Annotated in this window: 21 protein-coding genes and 1 pseudogene; 13 read left to right on the top strand and 9 right to left on the bottom strand. The window is 69.0% G+C overall.

Annotated elements, in window-relative coordinates; all coding sequences use genetic code 11:
* The 3 genes and pseudogenes from ACG0Z3_RS08525 to ACG0Z3_RS08515 all read right to left on the bottom strand — a co-directional run.
* Nucleotides 1–320 (bottom strand): annotated as a pseudogene (locus ACG0Z3_RS08525) (IS5/IS1182 family transposase); the annotation flags it as partial.
* Between the two features lie 35 nt (nt 321–355).
* The gene (gene adhP / locus ACG0Z3_RS08520; RefSeq protein ID WP_394396841.1) at nt 356–1,378 is read right to left on the bottom strand and encodes an alcohol dehydrogenase AdhP; all 1,023 of its coding nucleotides are present in this window, start codon (nt 1,376–1,378) and stop codon (nt 356–358) included.
* 88 nt (nt 1,379–1,466) lie between these two features.
* Complete coding sequence (locus ACG0Z3_RS08515) at nt 1,467–2,456, bottom strand: TerC family protein (protein ID WP_394396840.1); 990 nt, start codon at nt 2,454–2,456, stop codon at nt 1,467–1,469.
* Between the two features lie 121 nt (nt 2,457–2,577).
* Between ACG0Z3_RS08515 and ACG0Z3_RS08510 the strand changes: the two genes are divergently transcribed.
* The 6 genes from ACG0Z3_RS08510 (at nt 2,578) to ACG0Z3_RS08485 (ending at nt 8,931) form a co-directional block, all read left to right on the top strand.
* A complete protein-coding gene (locus ACG0Z3_RS08510; protein ID WP_394396839.1) occupies nt 2,578–3,471 on the top strand; it encodes a LysR family transcriptional regulator in 894 nt (297 codons plus the stop codon).
* A gap of 330 nt (nt 3,472–3,801) precedes the next feature.
* Complete coding sequence (guaB, locus tag ACG0Z3_RS08505) at nt 3,802–5,271, top strand: IMP dehydrogenase (protein ID WP_394396838.1); 1,470 nt, start codon at nt 3,802–3,804, stop codon at nt 5,269–5,271.
* Nucleotides 5,272–5,331: 60 nt separating this feature from the next.
* Nucleotides 5,332–6,561, top strand: a complete 1,230-nt coding sequence (locus ACG0Z3_RS08500; RefSeq protein WP_394396837.1) for an MFS transporter — start codon at nt 5,332–5,334, stop codon at nt 6,559–6,561.
* Nucleotides 6,562–6,571: 10 nt separating this feature from the next.
* Entirely contained in the window at nt 6,572–8,206 is a 1,635-nt protein-coding gene (guaA, locus tag ACG0Z3_RS08495) for a glutamine-hydrolyzing GMP synthase (protein WP_394396836.1), read from the top strand.
* On the top strand, nt 8,203–8,358 hold the full coding sequence (locus ACG0Z3_RS08490) for a hypothetical protein (RefSeq protein WP_394396835.1): 156 nt from the start codon (nt 8,203–8,205) through the stop codon (nt 8,356–8,358). Before guaA ends, ACG0Z3_RS08490 begins: the two co-directional genes overlap by 4 nt.
* A gap of 3 nt (nt 8,359–8,361) precedes the next feature.
* Nucleotides 8,362–8,931, top strand: a complete 570-nt coding sequence (locus ACG0Z3_RS08485; RefSeq protein ID WP_394396834.1) for a 2'-5' RNA ligase family protein — start codon at nt 8,362–8,364, stop codon at nt 8,929–8,931.
* A gap of 151 nt (nt 8,932–9,082) precedes the next feature.
* Here the strand turns inward: ACG0Z3_RS08485 and ACG0Z3_RS08480 are convergent, their stop codons facing one another.
* From ACG0Z3_RS08480 to pxpB, 4 genes are read right to left on the bottom strand one after another with little or no spacing between them, the layout of a single operon-like run.
* Nucleotides 9,083–10,075, bottom strand: a complete 993-nt coding sequence (locus ACG0Z3_RS08480) for a DUF72 domain-containing protein (RefSeq protein WP_394396833.1) — start codon at nt 10,073–10,075, stop codon at nt 9,083–9,085.
* Nucleotides 10,075–10,824: a 5-oxoprolinase subunit PxpA gene (gene pxpA / locus ACG0Z3_RS08475; protein ID WP_394396832.1), complete on the bottom strand. Its 750-nt coding sequence runs from the start codon at nt 10,822–10,824 to the stop codon at nt 10,075–10,077. Before pxpA ends, ACG0Z3_RS08480 begins: the two co-directional genes overlap by 1 nt.
* Nucleotides 10,821–11,741 (bottom strand): 5-oxoprolinase subunit C family protein, encoded by a 921-nt coding sequence (locus ACG0Z3_RS08470; RefSeq protein WP_394396831.1) that lies wholly within the window; start codon nt 11,739–11,741, stop codon nt 10,821–10,823. Before ACG0Z3_RS08470 ends, pxpA begins: the two co-directional genes overlap by 4 nt.
* Nucleotides 11,738–12,370 (bottom strand): 5-oxoprolinase subunit PxpB, encoded by a 633-nt coding sequence (gene pxpB, locus ACG0Z3_RS08465; protein WP_394396830.1) that lies wholly within the window; start codon nt 12,368–12,370, stop codon nt 11,738–11,740. The genes ACG0Z3_RS08470 and pxpB overlap by 4 nt, the downstream gene beginning before the upstream one ends.
* A 42-nt stretch (nt 12,371–12,412) precedes the next feature.
* Here pxpB and tadA point away from each other — a divergent pair, with 42 nt between their 5' ends.
* Nucleotides 12,413–12,958 carry a tRNA adenosine(34) deaminase TadA gene (gene tadA, locus ACG0Z3_RS08460; protein ID WP_394396829.1) on the top strand — a complete coding sequence of 182 codons (546 nt, stop codon included), beginning with the start codon at nt 12,413–12,415 and terminating at the stop codon, nt 12,956–12,958.
* The gene (locus ACG0Z3_RS08455) at nt 12,955–13,938 is read left to right on the top strand and encodes an LD-carboxypeptidase (protein ID WP_394396828.1); all 984 of its coding nucleotides are present in this window, start codon (nt 12,955–12,957) and stop codon (nt 13,936–13,938) included. The genes tadA and ACG0Z3_RS08455 overlap by 4 nt, the downstream gene beginning before the upstream one ends.
* A gap of 45 nt (nt 13,939–13,983) precedes the next feature.
* Here the strand turns inward: ACG0Z3_RS08455 and ACG0Z3_RS08450 are convergent, their stop codons facing one another.
* Entirely contained in the window at nt 13,984–14,604 is a 621-nt protein-coding gene (locus ACG0Z3_RS08450) for a DUF4254 domain-containing protein (protein WP_394396827.1), read from the bottom strand.
* 42 nt (nt 14,605–14,646) lie between these two features.
* Between ACG0Z3_RS08450 and ACG0Z3_RS08445 the strand changes: the two genes are divergently transcribed.
* Nucleotides 14,647–15,609, top strand: coding sequence for a glycosyltransferase family 9 protein (locus tag ACG0Z3_RS08445; RefSeq protein ID WP_394396826.1), 963 nt, complete (start codon nt 14,647–14,649; stop codon nt 15,607–15,609).
* On the opposite strand, the gene gpmA is transcribed toward ACG0Z3_RS08445, so the two are convergent.
* Nucleotides 15,594–16,337, bottom strand: coding sequence for a 2,3-diphosphoglycerate-dependent phosphoglycerate mutase (gene gpmA / locus ACG0Z3_RS08440; RefSeq protein ID WP_268165270.1), 744 nt, complete (start codon nt 16,335–16,337; stop codon nt 15,594–15,596). The genes ACG0Z3_RS08445 and gpmA overlap by 16 nt on opposite strands.
* Before the next feature lie 188 nt (nt 16,338–16,525).
* Between gpmA and ACG0Z3_RS08435 the strand changes: the two genes are divergently transcribed.
* The 4 genes from ACG0Z3_RS08435 to ACG0Z3_RS08420 all read left to right on the top strand — a co-directional run bounded on the left by ACG0Z3_RS08435 (nt 16,526) and on the right by ACG0Z3_RS08420 (nt 20,256).
* Entirely contained in the window at nt 16,526–17,734 is a 1,209-nt protein-coding gene (locus ACG0Z3_RS08435) for a porin (RefSeq protein ID WP_394396825.1), read from the top strand.
* Between the two features lie 19 nt (nt 17,735–17,753).
* Nucleotides 17,754–18,176 carry a type 2 periplasmic-binding domain-containing protein gene (locus tag ACG0Z3_RS08430; protein WP_394396824.1) on the top strand — a complete coding sequence of 141 codons (423 nt, stop codon included), beginning with the start codon at nt 17,754–17,756 and terminating at the stop codon, nt 18,174–18,176.
* Between the two features lie 76 nt (nt 18,177–18,252).
* Nucleotides 18,253–19,767 (top strand): methyl-accepting chemotaxis protein, encoded by a 1,515-nt coding sequence (locus ACG0Z3_RS08425; protein WP_394396823.1) that lies wholly within the window; start codon nt 18,253–18,255, stop codon nt 19,765–19,767.
* A gap of 78 nt (nt 19,768–19,845) precedes the next feature.
* The gene (locus ACG0Z3_RS08420; protein ID WP_394396822.1) at nt 19,846–20,256 is read left to right on the top strand and encodes a rhodanese-like domain-containing protein; all 411 of its coding nucleotides are present in this window, start codon (nt 19,846–19,848) and stop codon (nt 20,254–20,256) included.
* Nucleotides 20,257–20,264: the final 8 nt, after the last annotated feature.

The following is a 20,264-nucleotide window of genomic DNA, read 5'->3' as shown; positions in this document are numbered from 1 at the left end:
ATGTGCGAGTCGATGGCCGAGCGGCCGGCGTTGCTGCCCCGCGCCTTGATTGCCTGCGTCAGGCGGCGCAGGTCCTGACGCTGGACGTAGCCCCACACCAGCCGGGCGCGGTGCTCCTCACCCAGCAGCGACTCCAGGTCCGACGCGCGAAGTTCGATCTGCTGGCGATTGGGGCGCAGCAGCCGGGCGGGCTGGCTGCGCAGCGCGCTGGCTCGCGCCTGCGCCGCCGCAGCGGCTGCTTGTTCGGCTTGTTCATTCAGTGGCGCCAGGTCTTCGAACAGCCCCGCGCTCGCGCTGTATTGGTGCTTGGTCTGACTCATGCCAAGCGCGGCGGCGGAGAAAAACTCTCAGCCTCTCAGTCGAAGCTCAGCACCGCGCGGCCGTCGATACGGCCTGTGCGCAGTTCGTCGAAGATGCGGTTGATGTCCTCTAACCGGCGCGGCGTCGTGGCGGCGCGCACGTGGCCGTCGGCGGCGAACTGCAGGGCCTCGTTAAGGTCTTGCCGCGTGCCGACGATGGAGCCGCGCACGGTCTTCGCGTTGAGCACCACGTCGAAGATGGGCAGCGCGAAGTCGCCCGGCGGCAAGCCCACCATGGACATGGTGCCGCGCTTGTGCAGCATGCCCAGGCCCTGGCTAAAGGACTCGCGCGAGACCGCGGTGACGAGCGCTCCATGCACGCCGCGCAGGTCGCGCTGCAGCACGGCCACCGGGTCGTCCTCGGCGGCGTTGACGCACAGTTCGGCGCCGAGCTGCCGGGCCATGCGCAGCTTGGCGGCGTCGATGTCCACGGCCGCCACGTGCAGGCCCATGGCGCGGGCGTACTGCACGGCCAAGTGGCCCAGACCGCCCACGCCGACGATGGCCACCCACTGACCGGGGCGCACGTCCAGCACCTTCAGGCCCTTGTAGACGGTCACGCCGGCGCACAGGATGGGCGCCAGCGACTCGAACGACAGCCCGGCCGGCAGATGGCCCACATAGCCCGGGTCGGCCAGCACGTACTCGGCAAAGCTGCCGTTGACCGTGTAGCCGGTCATCTGCTGGTGGTCACACAGCGTCTCCCAGCCGGTCAGGCAGTGCTCGCAGCCGCCGCAGGCGGTGTGCAGCCAGGGCACGCCGACGCGGTCGCCCTCGCGGATGCCCTTGACACCGGCGCCCACGGCGGCCACATGGCCCACGCCCTCGTGGCCGGGGATGAAGGGCAGGGGAGGTTGCACGGGCCAGTCACCGTCGGCGGCATGCAGGTCGGTGTGGCAGACGCCGCAGGCCGCCACCTTCACCAGCATCTGGCCGGGCGGCACCTCGGGTACCGGCACCTCGTCGATGGCGAGGGGCTCCCGGTAGGCGTGGACAACGGCGGCTTTCATCGTGCGCATGGGCGGCTCCTGGCGGTCAGGCTTGGAGCCGCCAGCGTAGGCAGGGGCCTGGCCGCCGGCCTTGCGCTGGGTCAACAAAGCGGGCCGCTCAGGTGGTGCGCTCGGTGGCCTGCTGGCCGCGCGTCTTCCACAGCGACACCAGCACGCCACCGGCGATCAGGCCGAAGGTGACGCCCAGCGACAGGGCCGGCGGGAACTTGCCGATCACGTTGACCAGGAAGATCTTGGCGCCGATGAACACCAGCACCAGGGCCAGCGCGTACTTCAGGTAGTGGAAGCGGTGGATCATCGCGGCCAATGCGAAGTACAGCGCACGCAGGCCCAGGATGGCGAAGATGTTGCTGGTGTAGACGATGAACGGGTCGCTCGTGATCGCGAAGATCGCGGGCACGGAGTCCACGGCGAACACCAGGTCGATGATCTCCACCATCGCCAGCGCCAGGAACAGCGGCGTCGCATGTCGCACCAGGCGGCCGCTGGCATCGGGCTGCTGCACGAAGAAGGCCTTGCCGTGCAGCTTGTCGGTCACGCGCAGGTGGCGGCGCAGGAAGCCCAGCACCGGGTTGCTGGCCATGTCAGGCACTTCCTCGGCGGCGCGCCACATCTTGATGCCGGTGATCACCAGGAAGGCGCCGAACAGGTACAGCACCCAGCTGAAGTTCTGCACCAGCGCCGCACCCACGCCGATCAGGCCGGCGCGCATGACGATGACGCCCAGGATGCCCCAGAACAGCACGCGGTGCTGATAGATGCGGGGGATGCCCAGGAAGCCGAAGATCATCGCGATGACGAACACGTTGTCCATCGACAGTGACTTCTCGATCAGGAAGCCGGTGTAGTACTCGATGCCCGACTGCGAGCCCATGTACCACCAGACCCAGGCGCCGAACAGCAGCGCGATGCTGATGTAGCCGGCCGACAGCAGCAGGCTCTCGCGCACACCGATCTCGCGCTCTTCCTTGTGCAGCACGCCCAGGTCCAGCGCCAGCAGAGCGACGACAACGGTCATGAAAGCCAACCAGGCCCAGGCGGGTTTGTCCAGCCAGGGGGTGTGCAGCAGCGCGAGCAGGGTGTCCACGGTGTTCTCGAAGTGAAGGAGTTGGGGGTCGCCGTCCGGCAACCGAGGGCTGCACGATAGGACGGCAGACACATCCAAAAAAGCAGACAATCTCGCAATGAATTTCCCGTAAATCAGGAATATGTCCCAGCACTTCAACTACCGGCACCTGTATTACTTCTGGGTCGTGGCCAAGGAGGGCGGCATGTCGAGAGCGGCCGCGCGTCTGGACATGGCGGTGCAGACCGTCAGCGCGCAGGTGCGCGAGCTGGAGCGCTCGCTGGGCGTGCAGCTGCTGCGCCCGGCGGGCCGTGGCGTGGCGCTGACGGAGGCCGGCCAGCGCGCGCTGCAGCAGGCCGAGGTGATCTTCGAGGCCGGCGAGGCCCTGCCCGGGCTGCTGCGCGCCGGCGCGGCAGCCGCGCCCACGGTGCGGCTGGCACTGGGCATCAGCGACACGCTGCCCAAGCTGGTGGTGCGCCACCTTGTGCAGCCGGTGCTGGACACGCCGGGGCTGCGCCTCGTGTGCCACGAGCAGGGCTTCGACGACCTGCTCGGCAACCTGGCCGTGCACCGGCTGGACCTGCTGTTGGCCGACCGGCCGGCGCCGCCGCATGCCGGGCTGAAGGTGTTCAGCCATGCGATGGGCTCGTCCCAGCTGGCTTGGTACGGCACGCCCGAGCTGGCCGCGCGGGCGAGGAAGCGCTTTCCCCAGGGCCTGGCCGACGTGCCGGTGCTGCTGCCTTCGGCCAATGCCGCGGTGCGCCCGCACATCGATCGCTGGTTCGCGCAGCGTAGTCTCACGCCCCAGGTGTGCGGCGAGTTCGAGGACTCGGCGTTGCTGAAGATCTTCGGCGCCGGCGGCATGGGCGTGTTCCCGGCCGCCGAGCTGGTGAACCAGCAACTGCTGGCCCAGTACGGCGTGCAGCGCATAGACGCGCTGGAGGGCGTTATGGAGCACTTCTACGGCATCAGCACCGAGCGGCGCGTGGTGCATCCGCTGGTGCGGCGCATGGTGGCAGCGGCCGATCAGGCCTGAGAGCTTGAGAGTCTTTCACCCATGCCCGCCTTGCACGCCAAAACACCCCCGCTCTTCGTTGCAAATGCGCGCCATAGCCCGAGCTATGGCTGTGCTTTGCGCCTAGATCAGAGGCGCTTTGACGTGCCTTTCGGGCACGGCCGAAAAACTCCCAAGCTCTGAGTGGCCGGCGGTCCGGCGCCCGGGCGAGGGCACTGATACAATCCAGTGCTCCCCGAACCCGCACACTTGGCTGTGCTTGAGCCGGGCGCGACGAAAGTCGCAAGCCCGGTTCTTTGGGGGGAATGGCCCGGCAGCGGCCCGTTCCCACCCTCCTCTGGAGCTTTGCACATGCGCCTTCTCGGCAAAGCGCTCACCTTCGACGATGTGTTGTTGGTGCCGGCGTTCTCTCAGGTGTTGCCTCGCGACACCAGCCTTGCGACCCGTCTGTCGCGCAACATCCCCCTGAACCTGCCCCTGGTGTCCGCCGCCATGGACACCGTGACCGAGGCCCGTCTGGCGATTGCCATCGCGCAGGAAGGCGGTATCGGCATCGTGCACAAGAACCTGTCGGCCGAGGCCCAGGCGCGCGAGGTGGCCCGCGTGAAGCGCTACGAGAGCGGCGTCGTCCGCGAGCCGCTCACCATCGGCCCGGACGCCTCCGTGCGCGAAGTGGTGGAACTGACCCGCCTGCACGGCTTCTCGGGCTTCCCCGTCGTGCTGGGCAAGAAGGTTGTCGGCATCGTCACCGGTCGCGACCTGCGCTTCGAGACGCGCATGGACGCCAAGGTCCGCGAGATCATGACGCCGGCCGAGAAGCTCATCACCGTCAAGGAAGGCGCGTCGCTGGACGAGGCCAAGGCTTTGATGCATACGCACAAGCTGGAGCGCGTCGTCGTCATCAACGACGATTTCGAGCTGCGCGGCCTGATGACGGTGAAGGACATCACCAAGCAGACCAGCTTCCCGAACGCGGCCCGTGATGCCCACGGCGGCCTGCGCGTCGGCGCGGCGGTTGGCTTCGGCGAGGACACCGAGCAGCGCGTGGAACTGCTGGTCAAGGCCGGCGTGGACGCCATCATCGTCGACACCGCCCACGGCCACAGCGCCGGCGTGCTGGAGCGCGTGCGCTGGGTCAAGCGCAACTTCCCCGGCGTGGACGTCATTGGCGGCAACATCGCCACCGGCGCGGCTGCGCTGGCGCTCGTCGAGGCGGGCGCTGACGGCGTCAAGGTCGGCATCGGCCCCGGCTCCATCTGCACGACGCGCATCGTCGCGGGCGTGGGTGTGCCGCAGATCACGGCGGTCGACAATGTCGCCACCGCGCTGCGCGGCACCGGCGTGCCGGTCATCGCCGACGGCGGCATCCGCTACTCGGGCGACGTGGCCAAGGCCATCGCCGCCGGCGCGGACTGCATCATGATGGGCGGCGCCTTCGCCGGCACCGAGGAAGCCCCGGGCGAGACCATCCTCTACCAGGGCCGCACGTTCAAGAGCTACCGCGGCATGGGCTCCATGGGCGCGATGGCCAAGGGCAGCGCGGACCGCTACTTCCAGGACACGTCGGCCAACAACCCGAACACGTCCAAGCTGGTGCCCGAGGGCATCGAGGGCCAGGTGCCGTACAAGGGCTCGGTCGTGCAGGTCATCTTCCAGATGGCCGGCGGCCTGAAGGCCTCCATGCACTACTGCGGCTGCGCCACCATCGCCGAGATGCAGAGCAAGGCCGAGTTCGTCGAGATCACGACCGCCGGCATGCGCGAAAGCCATGTCCACGACGTGCAGATCACGAAGGAAGCACCCAACTACCGCAGCGAATAAGCTGAGCGCGATGACAACGGGGCGACGCCAGTTCGCCCCGTTTCTCTTTTCTGCCAAGCGATGAGTTCCTCCCCGCAACGCGCCCCGGCCATGGGCTTCATCATGGTGGCCGTGCTGATCGACATGATCTCCATCGGCCTGATGGTGCCGGTGCTGCCGCACATCGTCGGCACGTTCACGAACGGCAATGACGCCCAGACGGCGGCTTACCTGATGGTGACGATGGCGTTCGGCGTGGCCAACTTCCTGGGCTCGCCGGTGCTGGGCGCGCTGTCCGACCGCTTCGGGCGCCGGCCGGTGCTGCTGATCGGCTTTGCTGGGCTGGCGCTGAGCTTCTTCGTCACGGCCATGGCCACGGCGCTGTGGATGCTGGTGGCGGTGCGCCTGTTCTCCGGCGCCATGCAGGCCAACATCGCTGTTGCCAATGCCTATGTGGCCGACATCACCGCGCCCGAGGACCGGGCCCGCCGCTTCGGCCAGCTGGGCGCGATGTTCGGCATCGGCTTCATTCTCGGCCCGGCGCTGGGGGGCTGGCTGGGCGGCCACGACGTGCACTGGCCTTTTCTGCTGGCGGGCAGCCTGGCGTTGGTGAACTGGTGCTACGGCTTCTTCGTGCTGCCGGAGTCCCTGCCGCTGGACCGCCGCCGCCCCTTCGACTGGAAGAAGGCCAATCCCGTGACGGCCCTGCGGGGGCTGGCGGCGCTGCGTGGCGTGGGCTCGTTGGTGTCCGTCATCGCCTTGTCCTCGCTCGCGCAGTTCATGCTGCACATGGTCTGGGTGCTGTACACCAAGTTCCGCTTCGGCTGGGGGCCGGCGGACGTCGGTCGCTCGCTGCTGCTGGTGGGCATCGTGTCGGTGCTCAGCCAGGGCGTGCTGCTGCGGCCGTTGCTGGCGCGGTTCGGCCCGCAGCGCGTCGCGATGATCGGCATGGCGTCGGCCACGCTGGCCTACCTGGGCTTCGGCCTGGCCACCGAGCCGTTGTGGATCTACGCCATCATCGGCATGAACCTGCTGGGCGGCGTGGCGAACTCGGCGCTGCAGAGCATCATCTCCAACGCCGCGCCGGCTGACCGGCAGGGCCAGGCCATGGGAGCCGTGTCCTCACTGAACAGCCTGATGGCCGTCGTCGCGCCCCTGCTGGGCCTCAGCCTGCTGGGCCTGGTCTCGCACCGGGGCCAGGACGATCTGCTGATGGGCCTGCCCTTCTATGCCTGCGCCGCGCTGCAAGCGGCGGCGCTGCTCGTCACCCTCCGTTTCTTCCGCAGCCAACCGGCACCGCAGCCCGCCTGAAAGACGCGCCATGCAACACGACAAGGTCCTCATCCTCGACTTCGGTTCCCAGGTCACCCAGCTCATCGCGCGTCGCGTGCGCGAAGCAGCCGTGTACTGCGAGATCCACCCCAACGACGTGTCCGACGACTTCATCAAGTCGTTCGCGCCCAAGGCCATCATCCTCAGCGGCAGCCACGCGTCCACCTACGAAGACCACGAGCTGCGTGCGCCGCAGGCCGTGTGGGACGCCGGCGTGCCGGTGCTGGGCATCTGCTACGGCATGCAGACCATGGCGGTGCAGCTGGGCGGCGAAGTGAGCTGGAGCGACACGCGCGAGTTCGGCTACGCCGAGGTGCGCGCACATGGCCACACGGCACTGCTGAAGGACATCGCCGACTTCACCACGGCCGAGGGCCACGGCATGCTCAAGGTCTGGATGAGCCATGGAGACAAGGTCACGGCTCTGCCACCGGGCTTCAAGCTCATGGCCTCCACGCCCAGCTGCCCCATCGCAGGCATGGCCGACGAAGCCCGCGGCTTCTACGCAGTGCAGTTCCACCCCGAGGTGACGCACACGGTGCAGGGCGAGGCCATGCTGCGCCGTTTCGTGCGCGACATCGCGGGCTGCAAGGGTGACTGGGTCATGGGCGACTACATCGCCGAAGCCGTGGCCAGGATCCGCGAGCAGGTGGGCGACGAGGAAGTCATCCTGGGTCTGTCCGGCGGCGTCGATTCGTCGGTGGCGGCCGCGTTGATCCACCGCGCCATTGGCGATCAGCTGACCTGCGTCTTCGTCGACCACGGCCTGCTGCGCCTGAACGAGGGCGACATGGTCATGGACATGTTCGCCGGCAAGCTGCACGCCAAGGTCATCCGCGTGGACGCGAGCGACCTGTTCCTCGGCGAACTCGCTGGTGTCACCGACCCCGAGCAGAAGCGCAAGATCATCGGCCGCCTGTTCGTCGACGTCTTCAAGGCCGAAGCCGCCAAGCTCAAGGCGGGCGATGGCGGGCACAAGGGCGGGGATGAAAGTCGCGCCGTCAAAGGCGCGACGTTCCTGGCCCAGGGCACCATCTACCCCGACGTGGTGGAGAGCGGTGGCACCAAGACCAAGAAGGCCACCACCATCAAGAGCCACCACAACGTAGGCGGCCTGCCCGAGCAGTTGGGCCTGAAGCTGCTGGAGCCCTTGCGCGAACTGTTCAAGGACGAAGTGCGCGCGCTGGGCGTGGCCCTGGGCCTGCCTGCCGAGATGGTCTACCGCCACCCGTTCCCGGGCCCGGGCCTGGGGGTGCGCATCCTGGGCGAGGTCAAGCAGTCGTACGCCGACCTGCTGCGTCGTGCCGATGCCATCTTCATCGAAGAGCTGCGCAACACCATCGACCCGGCCACAGGCAAGAGCTGGTACGACCTGACCTCCCAGGCCTTCGCCGTGTTCCTGCCGGTCAAGAGCGTGGGCGTCATGGGCGACGGCCGCACCTACGACTACGTCGTGGCGCTGCGCGCCGTTCAGACCAGCGACTTCATGACCGCCGACTGGGCGGAGCTTCCCTACTCGATGCTCAAGCGCACGTCGGGCCGCATCATCAACGAGGTGCGCGGCATCAACCGCGTGACCTACGACGTCAGCAGCAAGCCGCCGGCCACCATCGAGTGGGAATGACGCCGGTGCGAGGCCGGCATCCCACCCTCAGCCTTCCCGTCGTCGTCATCGTTGCCGCCATCGTGCTGTCGCTGGCCAGGAAGCAGGCCACGGCGCTGAAGCCGGCCACGCCCGGCGCGGCGGCCGAGGCGGCGCCATCGGCCATCCGGTGAGCCGTGCCGGCCCACAAGCTCTTCTTCGCGCTGCGGCCCGATGACGAGGTGGGCGAGCGCATCGCGCGCGTCGCCACGGCGGAGCATGAGGCGCGTGGCCTGAAGCCGCGGTTGCGGCCCAGCCGCATCTTCCACGTCACGCTGCACTACTTCGGCGCGTTCAGCGGCGAGCCGGACGAGCGCCTCGTTGCCGGCGCGCGGCGCGCCGCGGCCGAGGTCGTGCGGCCTGCGTTCGACCTGGGCTTTGATCACTTCACGAGCTGGGGCGACGAGCAGGCCACCCGGCACCCGTTCGTGCTGACCGGTGGCCAGGGGCTGGAGGCCGTGCGTGAGCTGCGTGACGCGCTCGTCGAGCGCCTCGTGGCCCATGGCCTGGCGGCACCCGAGCGAGACTACGAGCCGCACCTGACGCTGCGCTACGACAAGCGCCGCGCGCCGGCCTGGCCCGTCGAGCTGCCCGGCTGGGTGGCCAGCGAGTTCGTGCTGGTGAAGAGCCCGCAGGGGCTGACGCGGCACGACGTCATCGGCCGCTGGCCGCTGCAGGGTTCAGCACGGCAAGGGCTCAGAGGGTGAGAGTTTTTCGGCCGTGCTCGAAAGGCGCGTCAAAGCGCCCTCGAACGAGGCGCAAAGCGCAGGCATAGCTCGGGCTATGCCGAGCATTTGCAACGACGGGCGGGGGTGATTTGACGGGCAAGGCGGGCATGGATGAAAGGCTCTCACCCTCTCAGCCGTCGGCCACCGCCTGCGCCAGCGCCCGCACGCTCAGCGGTGCCGAGCCCTCAGCCTTGTTGGAAATGGTGACGAAGCAATCCTGCCCGGCGCCGGCCGTGCCGCGAATGATGCGGGCCAGCTCGTCGCGGGTCTCGGGGTCGGGGTCCAGCATCTCGGCGAACTCGCCGTACTTCTTCTCGGCTTCTTCGTACCCGTAGGCGCCGTGCAGCCGGTTCAGGTTCCAGCGCACCACCAGCGGCCCGGGCCATAGCGCGCGCAGCAGCGGCAACTGCCCGGCCAGCGGCGGCAGCTTGGGGTGCAGGCCCAGGCAGTAGCGCGCGCCGGTGTCGCGCAGCAGCGCGACGAAGTCCGCCGTCAGCCAGGCCGCGTCGCGCACCTCCACGGCCAGCACGCCGACCGGTGGCTTGGGGCAGGTCCGTAGCAGCGCATGCAGCTGGTCGAACTGCTCGTGCATGCGCGCCAGCCGCGCACCGGGCAGCGGGCTGAGCTGGAACACCAGCGCGCCCAGCGTCGCCCCCAGGCCTTCGTAGGCCGGCTCGATGAAGGTCTGCAGCGCGGTGGCTGGGTCCAGGAACAGCGGGTTGGGCTGCTGGCCGCGGCCGTCCTCGTCGCGCAGCAGCGCATCGGTCACGAGGCTGGGCGCTTTGACGGTGAAGCGAAAGCCGCGCGGCACCTGTTCGGCCTGGCGCTGGAACTCTGATGCGGCCAGCGGCCGGTAGAAGCCCCGGTCGATGCCCACGGCGCGCAGCAGCGGGTGGGCGGCGTACGCCGGTAGCCCCGTGCGCGACAGCGTGGACTCGCTGTGCCGGCCCGCCCACACCAGCCCTTGCCAGCCGGGGTAGCTCCAGGTCGATGTGCCGAGGTGGACATGTGGCGACAGCCGACCGGCCAGGGCGACATCCTCGGCCCGCGGCGGCGCGGGCTGCACGCCGCGGGCGGGCTTGCCGGCGGGCGTCTCGGGCAGCGCGCCGAACAGGTCTTCCATCACGGACGCACGTCCACGCCCGCTGCCGTCAGCGCTGCGCGCAGCGCGCGTGCAAAGGCCAGCGCATGCGGCCCGTCGCCATGCAGGCAGATGGTGTCGGCGCGCAGCCGCACGGTCTCGCCCGTCACCGCCTGCACGGTGCCGTCGCGCACCATGCGCAGCGTGCGCGCGACAGCCACGTCCGCATCGCTGACAAAAGCGCCGGGCTCGCTGCGCGGCACCAAGCTGCCATCGGCACGGTAGCCGCGGTCGGCGAACACCTCGGCCACCGGGCGCAGGCCGGCCCGCACTGCGGCGCGCAGCAGCTCGCTGCCGGCCAGGCCGTAGAGCGCCAGCGACGGATCGACGTCCAGCACGGCCGCCGCGATGGCGTCAGCCAGCGCCGGGTCGCGCGCAGCCTGGTTGTAGAGGGCGCCGTGTGGCTTCACGTGGTGCAACGCGCCGCCCTGTGCGCGCACCAGCGCGGCCAGCGCGCCGATCTGGTAAACCAGGTCGGCGCGCACGTCGTCGGGGCTGAGTGCCATCTCGCGGCGGCCGAAGTGCTCGCGATCTGGGTAGCTGGGGTGGGCGCCGATGGCCACGCCACGGTCCAGCGCGGCGGCCACGGTGCGCTGCATCAGCCGCGCATCGCCGGCATGCCAGCCGCAGGCGATGTTGGCGGAGCTGACAAGTGCCAGCAGGTCGGCGTCGTCGGGGGCGCCTTCGCCGAGGTCGGCGTTCAGGTCGACATGAAAGGCGGCGTCGTTCACAGCCCGTTCCTCATCTGGTTCAGAAGCAGTTGTTGGTCTCGCAGTGCCGTCGCAGCGTCGGCTTGGGTGCAGCGCACGAAGCGCACCCGCGCGCCGAGGCGCAGCTGGGCAAGTTTCCACAGGTCGGCATGGATGACGACGGCGATCTTGGGGTAGCCGCCGGTCGTCTGCGCATCGGCCAGCAGCGCGATGGGCTGGCCTGACGGCGGCACCTGCACGACGCCCGGCAGCACGCCGTGCGACGGGAGCTCGACGCCGTGCTCACGCGTGAGCACCGGGCCGGCGAGGCGGTAACCCATGCGGTTGCTCTGCGGTGTGACGGTCCAGTCGTTCGACCAGAATGCGTCTCGGGCGTCCGCCGCGAAGTCGTCGTACTCGGGCCCGGGCAGCGCGCGCACGCTGGGCGTCCACACGGGCGGGCGCAGGCCGACGGCGCGCGAGGGCAGGGCGGCGCCGGCGATCAGCGGCAGGCAGTCGCCGTCGCGCAGCGCGCGGCCGTCCAGCCCGCCGAAGTGGGCCTTCAGGTCGGTGCTGCGCGAGCCCAGCGCCTCAGGCACGTTGATGCCGCCGGTGACGGCCAGATAGCTGCGCATGCGCTCGCGCGGCGCGGCGAGCTTGAGCGTCTGGCCTGCGCGCACGCGCAGGCGCCACCAGGGGTGCACGGCGCGGCCGTCGAGCTGCGCGTCGGCATCGGTGCCGGTGACGGCGATGCAGCTGTCGGCATGGAAGCGCAGCGTGGCGCCGCCCAGCGTGAACTCCAGCCCCGCCGCGCCGGACGTGTTGCCGACGAGCAGGTTGCCGGCCTGCAGTGCGAACTCGTCGAGCGCGCCGCACAGGCTCAGGCCGCGGTCACGCCAGCCGGGGCGGCCGAGGTCTTGCACGGTGGCCAGCGGCCCGGCGCGAACGATTTCGATCATGAGGCGACGAAGCGCACGCGGTCACCCGGTGCCAGCAGCGTCGGCGGCGCGGCCTGTGGGTCGAACAGCGGGAGGGAGGTGCGGCCGATGAGCTGCCAGCCGCCGGGCGTGGCCAGCGGGTAAATGCCGGTCTGCGCGCCGCCGATGCCGACGCTGCCGGCCGGCACCGACATGCGCGGCTCGTGGCGGCGCGGTGTGTGCAGCGACTCGTCCAGCCCGCCTAGGTACGCGAAGCCGGGCTGGAAGCCCAGGAAGTAGACGACGTACTCGCCCGCCGTGTGGCGTTGCACGACCTCGTCGGCGCTCAAGCCGCAGTGCGTGGCGACATCGCCAAGGTCGGGGCCGTCGTAGGTCACCGGGATCTCGATCCGTCGACCCGGCGCACGGCGCCGTGGTGGCTGTTCCCACAGCTGATGGGCGGCGGCTTGCAGTGCGGCGGGGTCGGTGCGCAGCGGGTCGAACACAAGCGTCAGGTTGTTCATGCCGGGGATCAGTTCCTGCACGCCGTCGACGTCGCTCAGCGCCGCGGCGAGCTGCCAGATGCGCTGTTGCTGGTCGAGCGACACAGGCGCCGGCAGCGTGCAGCACAAGGCTGACTCGCCAAGGGAATGGATGGACAACTCGGGCATGAGCGAAAGCATGCCATGGGCGTCGCCTAAACTGCCGGCCCGATGACCGAACCGATCTTCACGCCTGCCGACGAGCATGCCATGCGGCTGGCGCTGGATCAGGCGCACAACGCCTGGCTGGTGGGCGAGGTGCCCGTCGGCGCCGTCATCACGCGCGGCGGCCAGGTCATTGCGACCGGCTACAACCGTCCGATCACGACGCACGACCCGACAGCCCACGCCGAGATCGTTGCGCTGCGCCACGCGGCCACGCTGCTGGAGAACTACCGGCTGCCGGAGTGCGAGATCTTCATCACGCTGGAGCCCTGTGCGATGTGCGCGATGGCGCTGATGCACGCGCGTTTCAAGCGGGTGGTGTTCGCGGCCACCGATCCCAAGACCGGCGTGGCGGGCTCCGTCACGGACCTGTTCGCGCTGCCGCAGCTCAATCACCACACGCGCATCGAGAGGGGTCTGATGGCTGACGCCTCCGCCAAGCTGCTGCGCGAGTTCTTTGCCGAACGCCGCGAGGCCGCCCGCGCGCGCCGCGCCGAACGCCAGGGGCTGATCCCCACCGGCGAAGCCACCCACCTGGACGACACCCCATGACGACGCTCACCCTGTTTTCCCCGGCCGGCGCAGTGCAGAAGGCCGATGCGCTGAAGCGCGCTGCCAGGCGGCTCACGGCGCTGGGCTTCGATGTGAACATCGACGCAGACGCGCTGTCGCGCCAGCAGCGGTTTGCCGGCGACGACGCTGCGCGACTGGCCGCGCTGCACCGCATTGCCGACGCGGCGCCGTCCGTCGCGCTGGCCTCGCGCGGCGGCTACGGCCTGACGCGCCTGCTGGACCAGATCGACTGGGCGCGCATTGCCGGCAGCGTGGAGCGGGGCACCCGCTGGGTGGGCTACAGCGACCTGACGGCGCTGCAGAACGGCTTCATCGCGCGCCACAAGGGCCTGGCGATGTGGAGCGGCCCGCTGGCCTGCGACGACTTCGGCCGCAGCGAGGCCGACGGCGGCGTGGACGAGGTGACGCAGGACTGCTTCACCGAGGCGATGAGCGGCGCGCTGGAGGCCGTGGGCTTTCGCGCGCCGAGCGCCGAGTTCGACGGGCTGGAGGCCCGCGGCCGGCTGTGGGGGGGCAACCTCACCGTGCTGTGCTCGCTGCTGGGCACGCCGCACTGGCCCAAGATCAAGGGCGGGCTGCTGTTCCTGGAAGACATCAACGAGCATCCCTACCGTGTCGAGCGCATGCTGCTGCAGCTGCAGCAGGCCGGTGTCATCGACAACCAGGCGGCCGTGCTGCTGGGCGACTTCAGCGGCGCAGCTAAGACGCCCAACGACCGCGGCTACGGCCTGAAGGACGCGGTCGCCGCGCTGCGCGCCCGCACGAAGACGCCGGTGCTGACCGGCCTGCCGTTCGGCCATGTGCGCACCAAGGTGTGCCTGCCGGTGGGCGGCACCGTGGAGCTGTACGTCCAGGGGCGCGAGGCCATCCTGGGCTGGCAGTCAGATCCACGCCTGGCCCATGTGCACCACCATGGCGACGGCTGTGCTCCCGACTGCGGGCACGACCACCACCACTGACGTTGCGCGAGGGGGCTGGCCGTCTTCACCGGGCCGTCAGCCGCTTCAGGACTCCGCGACCAGGGCCGGGTTCAGGCGCGGGTCGTTGTACATCTTGAACTGGCGGTAGACCTTGAAATAGGCTCGGCCGGCGCGCGCATCGGCCAGCAGTTCGTCGTAGCAGGCGCCCAGGTCGGCGCGCTGTTGCACGAGGCGTTGCAGCCGTTCGCGGCAGGTCTGGCGGTGCACGTCGTCGACGTCGGTGCGCAGCGTCTGCTCGCGCATTGCTGCGATCTTCAGGCCCAAGATGGCGATGCGGTCCAGCATGGAGCCGGCCGTCTCGCTGTTCAGCCGCGCACCGGGCGCGACCGTGGACACGGGCAGCGCGGTGCCGATGGTGGCCGGGTCCACGAGGCCCAGCGCCGACAGCAGGAACTCGTCGATGCGCTCGATGGCGTCGTTGCGGGCCTGGTTGTGGCGGTCGATGGCGCGCTTGTTGGCGACGATCTCGGCGTCCGGCGCCTGCGTGCGGCGGGCCAGGTCTTCCTGGGCCCACAGGCTGCGGTTGTGGACGTGGTTGACGGCGATCCAGCCGTCGAGGTCGTCGGCTTCGGCCGCGCTGGGCGGCGAGGCGAGCGCGGCGTCGTGCCGGGCGATCACGTCTGCAGAGGAGGGCAGTGAGGTCATGAATTGGAGTGGAGAATTCCGCGCCACTTGGAACAGCCGCCGATGATAGAAGCCCGCCCTGACGCCCAGCCCCTGATTGTTCGCCTGCGCAACTTCGTCGGCGATACGGTGCTGAGCCTGCCGGCGCTGCGCCTGCTGGCGCAGCACGGTTACCGGCTGGAACTGGTGGGCAAGGGCTGGGCGCGCGGGCTGCTGGAGGCGGAGGGCTGGCCTGTGCATGTGCGGCCGGCCAAGTTCGGTGATCGCTTGACGCAGCTGCGCGAGCTGCGCCAGCGGTTCAGGGCGGAGGACCCCGGCTTCGACCGGCGTTCCAACACGTTGCTGCTGCCCTATGCCTTCTCGGCCGCGCTGGATGCGCGCCTGGCGGGGCTCAAGGCCGAGGGCCATGCGGGCGATGGCCGCAGTTGGCTGCTGCGCCGTGCCCACCCGCGCCGCGACGGGCGGCACACGCTGGTCGAGTACTGGGAGCTGGCTTGCGACTTCCTGGGCATCCAGGCGGAGCCGCCGGCCGATATCCACGTGAAGGTCACGGCGGCACAGCGGGAGCAGGCGATGGCCTTGCTGGCCGGGCAGGGCCTGGAGGCCGGGCGCTATGTGCTGATCTGCCCGTTCGCGAACGGCCGCGTGGAGTTCCTGGACCGCAGCTGGCCGGCGTTCCCGGCGTTCGTGCAGCGCCTGCAGGCGGCGGGCCGGCGTGTCGTGATCGTGCCGGGGCCGGCCGAGGTGCAGGGGGCGAAGGACTTGTACCCGGACGCCATACGCCTGGACGGCGTGGCGCTGGGCGTCTACAACGCCTTGCTGCAGCTGGCCGGCCTGGTGGTCTCCAACGACACCGGGCCGGCCCACATGGCCGCCGGCGTCGGCGCACGGCTGCTCAGCGTGCTGGGGCCGACCGATCCGACGCGCTGGGCGCCGTGGGGATCGAGCGTGACCGTCATGCGACGCTGGCCCGAGTGGGGCAGCGTCGATGAGGTGCTGTCAGCCGTGGATCAGGCCTTGCCCTGATTCGCGACGGCGGCGGCTGCCTTGGCGGCCGCTTCGGCGTCGCCCAGGTAGTAGCTCTTGATGGGCTTCAGGTTCGCGTCCAGCTCGTAGACGAGCGGGATGCCGTTGGGGATGTTCACGCCCACGATGGCGTCGTCGGCGATGCCGTCCAGGTACTTCACCAGCGCGCGGATGCTGTTGCCGTGCGCGGCGATCAGCACGCGCTGGCCACCCTGGATGGCGGGCGCGACGGTCTCGTTCCAGAACGGCAGCACGCGGGCGACGGTGTCCTTCAGGCATTCCGTCAGCGGGATGTCGCTGGGGTTGAGCTTGGCATAGCGCACATCGCTGCGCTCGCTGCGCGGGTCGGTGGCTTCCAGCGCCGGCGGCGGCGTGTCGTAGCTGCGGCGCCAGACGAGCACCTGCTCATCGCCGTACTGCTTGGCCATGTCGGCCTTGTTCAGGCCCTGCAGGCCGCCGTAGTGGCGCTCGTTCAGGCGCCAGGCGTGCTGCACCGGCAGCCAGGTGCGGTCCATCTGGTCCAGCGCGTGCCACAGCGTCCACACGGCGCGCTTGAGCACCGAGGTGTAGGCGATGTCGAAGTCGTAGCCGGCTTCCTTGAGCAGCCGGCCCGCGCTCTTGGCCTGCTCCACGCCCGTGGGCGTCAGGTCCACATCGGTCCAGCCGGTGAAGCGGTTTTCGAGATTCCAGGTCGATTCGCCGTGGCGGATGAGGACGAGCTTGTACATGGCCTTGAGTGTTGCGAAAACGGTTCGAAATTGTAGGGACGCACGGTGAGCGGACACCCGTAATGGGTTCGACCGTGAATGAGTGCGCGTTCGCGTCTAGGGTAGTTACCTACTTGCGGGCTTGCGCTCCTAAGATTTTTCCACTGCCGCAATTTCTGCGGTTTCTGATGAGTTACCAAGGAGATCTCATGAAGCTGACCCCCCGGCAACGCGTACTGCCCGCGCTGATCGCCTGCCTGCTGTGCGCCGGCGCGGCCCATGCGGCGGACCCGTCCAGCAATTTCACGGTCTCTGGCTTCGCGACGTTGGGCCTGGTGAAGACGGACACCGACCTGGCGCAGTACGCCATCGCCGGCCAGACGCGCGGTGCCGACAAGGACATCAGCGCCGAGGTCGACAGCAAGCTGGGCCTGCAGTTTGGCGCCAAGTTCAACAACATGTTCTCGGGCACCGTGCAGTTGCTGACCAAGAGCGGCGGCGACGGCAATTTCAAGCCGGCCGTGGAATGGGCCTTCGTCAAGGCGCAGTTGGCGCCGTCGGTGGCGGTTCGACTGGGGCGCATGGGCGCGCCGTTCTTCGCGATCTCGGACTTCCGCGCCGTGGGTTTCGCCAACACGACGCTGCGTCCACCGCAGGATGTCTACAGCCAGGTGCCGGTAAGCCACTTTGACGGCGCCGATGCCAGCTACCAGGCCAACCTGGGCGTCGGCACGCTCACGCTGCAGGGCTTTGGCGGCAAGTCGGCCGAGAAATTCGAGCGTGTCGATGTCGAGCTGGATCGTCTGTACGGCATCAACGCGACGCTGGAAACGGACGCGGGGCTGACGCTGCGCTTCGGCCACGCCAGCGGCAAGCTGACCGTGAAGTCGACCTCGCTGGCTGGCCTGGTGAGCACGCTGCGCGCGACGCCGTTCGCCAGCGTGGGCAACCAGCTGGATGCCAACGACAAGAAGGCCAGCTTCACCGGTGTAGGCCTGACCTGGGATGAGGGCCAGTGGCTGGTCAACGCGGAGTACACGCAGCGTCGCGTGGCCACCTACCTGCCAGATACCGATGGCTGGTACGTGACCGTGGGCCGCCGCTTCGGTAGCTGGACGCCCTACGCCAGCGCCTCGCAGATCAAGTCGGTCAGCACCAATGTGAACAACACCGTGGTCGCTGCCACGCCGCAGCTCGCGCAGTTGCGCGGCATCGTTGATGCGACGCTGGCCAGCCAGCAGCTCAACCAGAAGACGCTGGCGGTCGGCACGCGCTGGGACTTCGCACGCAACTTCGCCATGAAGGTTCAACTGGACCATGTCCGCCCGCAGGGGGATGCGTTCTTCGTCCAGATCCAGCCGGGCTTCAACAGCCGCAAGGTCAACGTCTTCAGCATCGCTGTCGACACCGTGTTCTGAGCCCAGGGAGCAGTCGCAAATGAAATTCCGCAATACCGTCATCGTCGCCGCCCTGCTGGCCACGGGCCTTGCCGCCCAGGCTCAGGTGGTCGTCGTCGTGAATCCCAAGAGCGCCCTGGCCAGCATGACCGCCGATCAGGTGTCGAGCATCTTCCTGGGCAAGACCACCACGCTGCCCAGTGGTGCCACGGCAGCTCCGGTAGACCAGGCCGAGTCCGCCGCCGTGCGCGAGCAGTTCTACAGCAAGGTCACGGGCAAGCAGTCCGCCCAGGTCAAGGCAGCCTGGTCGCGTCTGGTGTTTTCGGGCAAAGGCACGCCGCCCAAAGAGTTGGGGAACTCGGCCGAGGTGAAGAAATTCGTGGCGGGCAATGCCGACGCGATTGGCTACATCGAGAAGTCGGCGTTGGACGGCAGCGTCAAGGCTGTGTTGACTGTCGACTGAAGTCTGCCGAACGTCGGATGATGGGCGCGGCCGCTTGCGGCGCGCCCTTGTTGCTTGATGCCCGAGGAGAGTGCGAATGAATGTGAAGACCCGGATCTGGTTGCTGCCCGCGCTGGCGGCCGCCATCTTTGCCATCGGCATCGCCGTTGTGCTGCTGTTCTCGTCGCGCACCTCTGACGCCATCAAGTCGGTGGGTGATGTTGACTACCCCTACCTGGACGCGACCACGCAGTTCGCCGCGCAGCTGGAGGCGCTGGGCGCCACCATCCAGAGCGCCGTCGCCGAGGGCGAGAAGAAGCGCCTGGACGAGGCCCGTGAGCGCGCCGGCACCATGCGCAAGCTGATCGCCGGCATCCAGAAAATCAACGGCAAGGCCGAGGTGGGCGGGCGACTGGGCAAGAGCTTCGAGGCCTATTTCGTCGCGTCGGTGGACACGGCGGAACTCTTCCTGGGCATCAAGCAGGGGGATCAGGCCGGCGCCATTCCCAAGATGCAGGCGGCGTTGAAGGCACTGGAGACGGAGCTGACCGAAGCCCGCAAGCAGGCCAGCGAAGGCTTCAACGCCGGGCTGGACAAGGCGCATGGCGGTGTGTCGGCCAGCCTGTGGGCCACCGTCATCAGCGGTGTGATCGTCGTGCTTTGCCTGGGCGGGGGGTCCTACCTCGTCATCGGCGGTGTGTGGCGCCAGCTGGGCGGCGAGCCCGAGTACGCCCGTGACGTGATGCGCCAGATGGCCGATGGCGACCTGTCACAGGACATCCGCGTGGCGCCGGGTGCCGAGCAGAGCCTGCTCGCGGCCGTGCGCGACATGTCTCGTGGCCTGGCGGCCATCGTCGCCAACGTGCGCCATGGCACCGATTCCATGACCGTCGCGTCGCGTGAGATCGCCGCCGGCAACCAGGACCTGTCCGAGCGCACCGAGCGCCAGGCTGGCTCGCTGGAGCAGACCTCGGGCAGCATGCAGGTGCTGACCGACACCGTGCGCCAGAGCGCCGACGCGGCCGCCCAGGCCAACCAACTGGCCGGCTCGGCAGCCACCGTCGCGCAGCGCGGCGGCGAGGTCGTTGGCCAGGTGGTCGCGACCATGGAGGAGATCAACACCAGTTCCAAGAAAATCGCCGACATCATCGGCGTCATCGACGGTATCGCTTTCCAGACCAACATCCTCGCGCTGAATGCGGCCGTGGAAGCCGCCCGGGCCGGTGAGCAGGGGCGCGGTTTCGCGGTGGTGGCCGGCGAGGTGCGATCGCTGGCTCAGCGATCGGCGGAGGCGGCCCGCGAGATCAAAGGGCTGATCGGCGCCAGTGTCGACAAGGTCGAGTCCGGCTCGCGCCTTGTTCAGGCGGCGGGTTCGACGATGGACGAGATCGTCGCCAGCGTTCAGCGAGTCTCCGACATCATTGGCGAGATCACTGCAGCGGCCTCCGAGCAGAGCCAGGGCATCGGCCAGGTCAACGCGTCGGTGGTGCAACTGGACCAGATGACCCAGCAGAACGCTGCGCTGGTCGAGGAGGCCGCCGCTGCCGCCAGCAGCCTGGAGCAGCAGGCCATCAACCTGCAGCAGGCGGTGGCGACCTTCAAGTTGTCCTGAAGCCCTCCCGGCGTGGGCCCGGGCATCCAGGCTCACCGATAATCCCGGGCTTTTCTCCAAGCCCTAGACGGTGATCGCTTGAACTTCCTGATCGAAAACTGGTTTCTGATCGTTGCTGCCCTGGTGTCCGGCGGCATGCTGCTGTGGCCCCTGATCGTGTCGGGCTCGCAAGGCGCGGCGCTCACCCCGGCGCAGGCCGTGCAGATCGTCAACCGCGAGAAGGGCGTCCTCATCGACGTCAGCGAGCCCGAGGAGTACGCCAAGGGCCACGTGGTCGGCGCGCGCAACATCCCCTTTGGCCAACTCGAAGGCCACAAGCAACTGCCCTCCAACAAGGCCCTGCCGCTGGTGTTGGTGTGCCCCACCGGCGCACGCGCCGGCCGCGCCGCAGGCATGCTGCGCAAGCTGGGCTACGAAAAGGCCCAGGTGCTGGGTGGCGGCCTGAAGGCATGGCGCGACGCCAACCTGCCTGTCGAGAAGAGCGCCTGAGGAGCCCG

The sequence above is a fragment of the Pelomonas margarita genome (assembly GCF_043555875.1).
Lineage (GTDB): Bacteria > Pseudomonadota > Gammaproteobacteria > Burkholderiales > Burkholderiaceae_C > Pelomonas > Pelomonas margarita.
Note: the sequence above shows the minus strand (reverse complement) of the source record. Positions and strands in the feature narration are given on the sequence as shown.

Excerpts from the sequence above, each read along its gene's own strand:
- adhP (WP_394396841.1), bottom strand. The coding sequence starts at position 1,378 with ATGCGCACGATGAAAGCCGCCGTTGTCCACGCCTACCGGGAGCCCCTC.
- ACG0Z3_RS08435 (WP_394396825.1), top strand. The coding sequence starts at position 16,526 with ATGAAGCTGACCCCCCGGCAACGCGTACTGCCCGCGCTGATCGCCTGC.
- ACG0Z3_RS08445 (WP_394396826.1), top strand. The coding sequence starts at position 14,647 with ATGATAGAAGCCCGCCCTGACGCCCAGCCCCTGATTGTTCGCCTGCGC.
- ACG0Z3_RS08500 (WP_394396837.1), top strand. The coding sequence starts at position 5,332 with ATGAGTTCCTCCCCGCAACGCGCCCCGGCCATGGGCTTCATCATGGTG.
- ACG0Z3_RS08480 (WP_394396833.1), bottom strand. The coding sequence starts at position 10,075 with ATGGAAGACCTGTTCGGCGCGCTGCCCGAGACGCCCGCCGGCAAGCCC.
- guaA (WP_394396836.1), top strand. The coding sequence starts at position 6,572 with ATGCAACACGACAAGGTCCTCATCCTCGACTTCGGTTCCCAGGTCACC.
- pxpB (WP_394396830.1), bottom strand. The coding sequence starts at position 12,370 with ATGCCCGAGTTGTCCATCCATTCCCTTGGCGAGTCAGCCTTGTGCTGC.
- ACG0Z3_RS08430 (WP_394396824.1), top strand. The coding sequence starts at position 17,754 with ATGAAATTCCGCAATACCGTCATCGTCGCCGCCCTGCTGGCCACGGGC.
- ACG0Z3_RS08490 (WP_394396835.1), top strand. The coding sequence starts at position 8,203 with ATGACGCCGGTGCGAGGCCGGCATCCCACCCTCAGCCTTCCCGTCGTC.
- ACG0Z3_RS08470 (WP_394396831.1), bottom strand. The coding sequence starts at position 11,741 with ATGATCGAAATCGTTCGCGCCGGGCCGCTGGCCACCGTGCAAGACCTC.
- guaB (WP_394396838.1), top strand. The coding sequence starts at position 3,802 with ATGCGCCTTCTCGGCAAAGCGCTCACCTTCGACGATGTGTTGTTGGTG.
- tadA (WP_394396829.1), top strand. The coding sequence starts at position 12,413 with ATGACCGAACCGATCTTCACGCCTGCCGACGAGCATGCCATGCGGCTG.
- gpmA (WP_268165270.1), bottom strand. The coding sequence starts at position 16,337 with ATGTACAAGCTCGTCCTCATCCGCCACGGCGAATCGACCTGGAATCTC.
- ACG0Z3_RS08510 (WP_394396839.1), top strand. The coding sequence starts at position 2,578 with ATGTCCCAGCACTTCAACTACCGGCACCTGTATTACTTCTGGGTCGTG.
- ACG0Z3_RS08425 (WP_394396823.1), top strand. The coding sequence starts at position 18,253 with ATGAATGTGAAGACCCGGATCTGGTTGCTGCCCGCGCTGGCGGCCGCC.
- ACG0Z3_RS08450 (WP_394396827.1), bottom strand. The coding sequence starts at position 14,604 with ATGACCTCACTGCCCTCCTCTGCAGACGTGATCGCCCGGCACGACGCC.
- ACG0Z3_RS08455 (WP_394396828.1), top strand. The coding sequence starts at position 12,955 with ATGACGACGCTCACCCTGTTTTCCCCGGCCGGCGCAGTGCAGAAGGCC.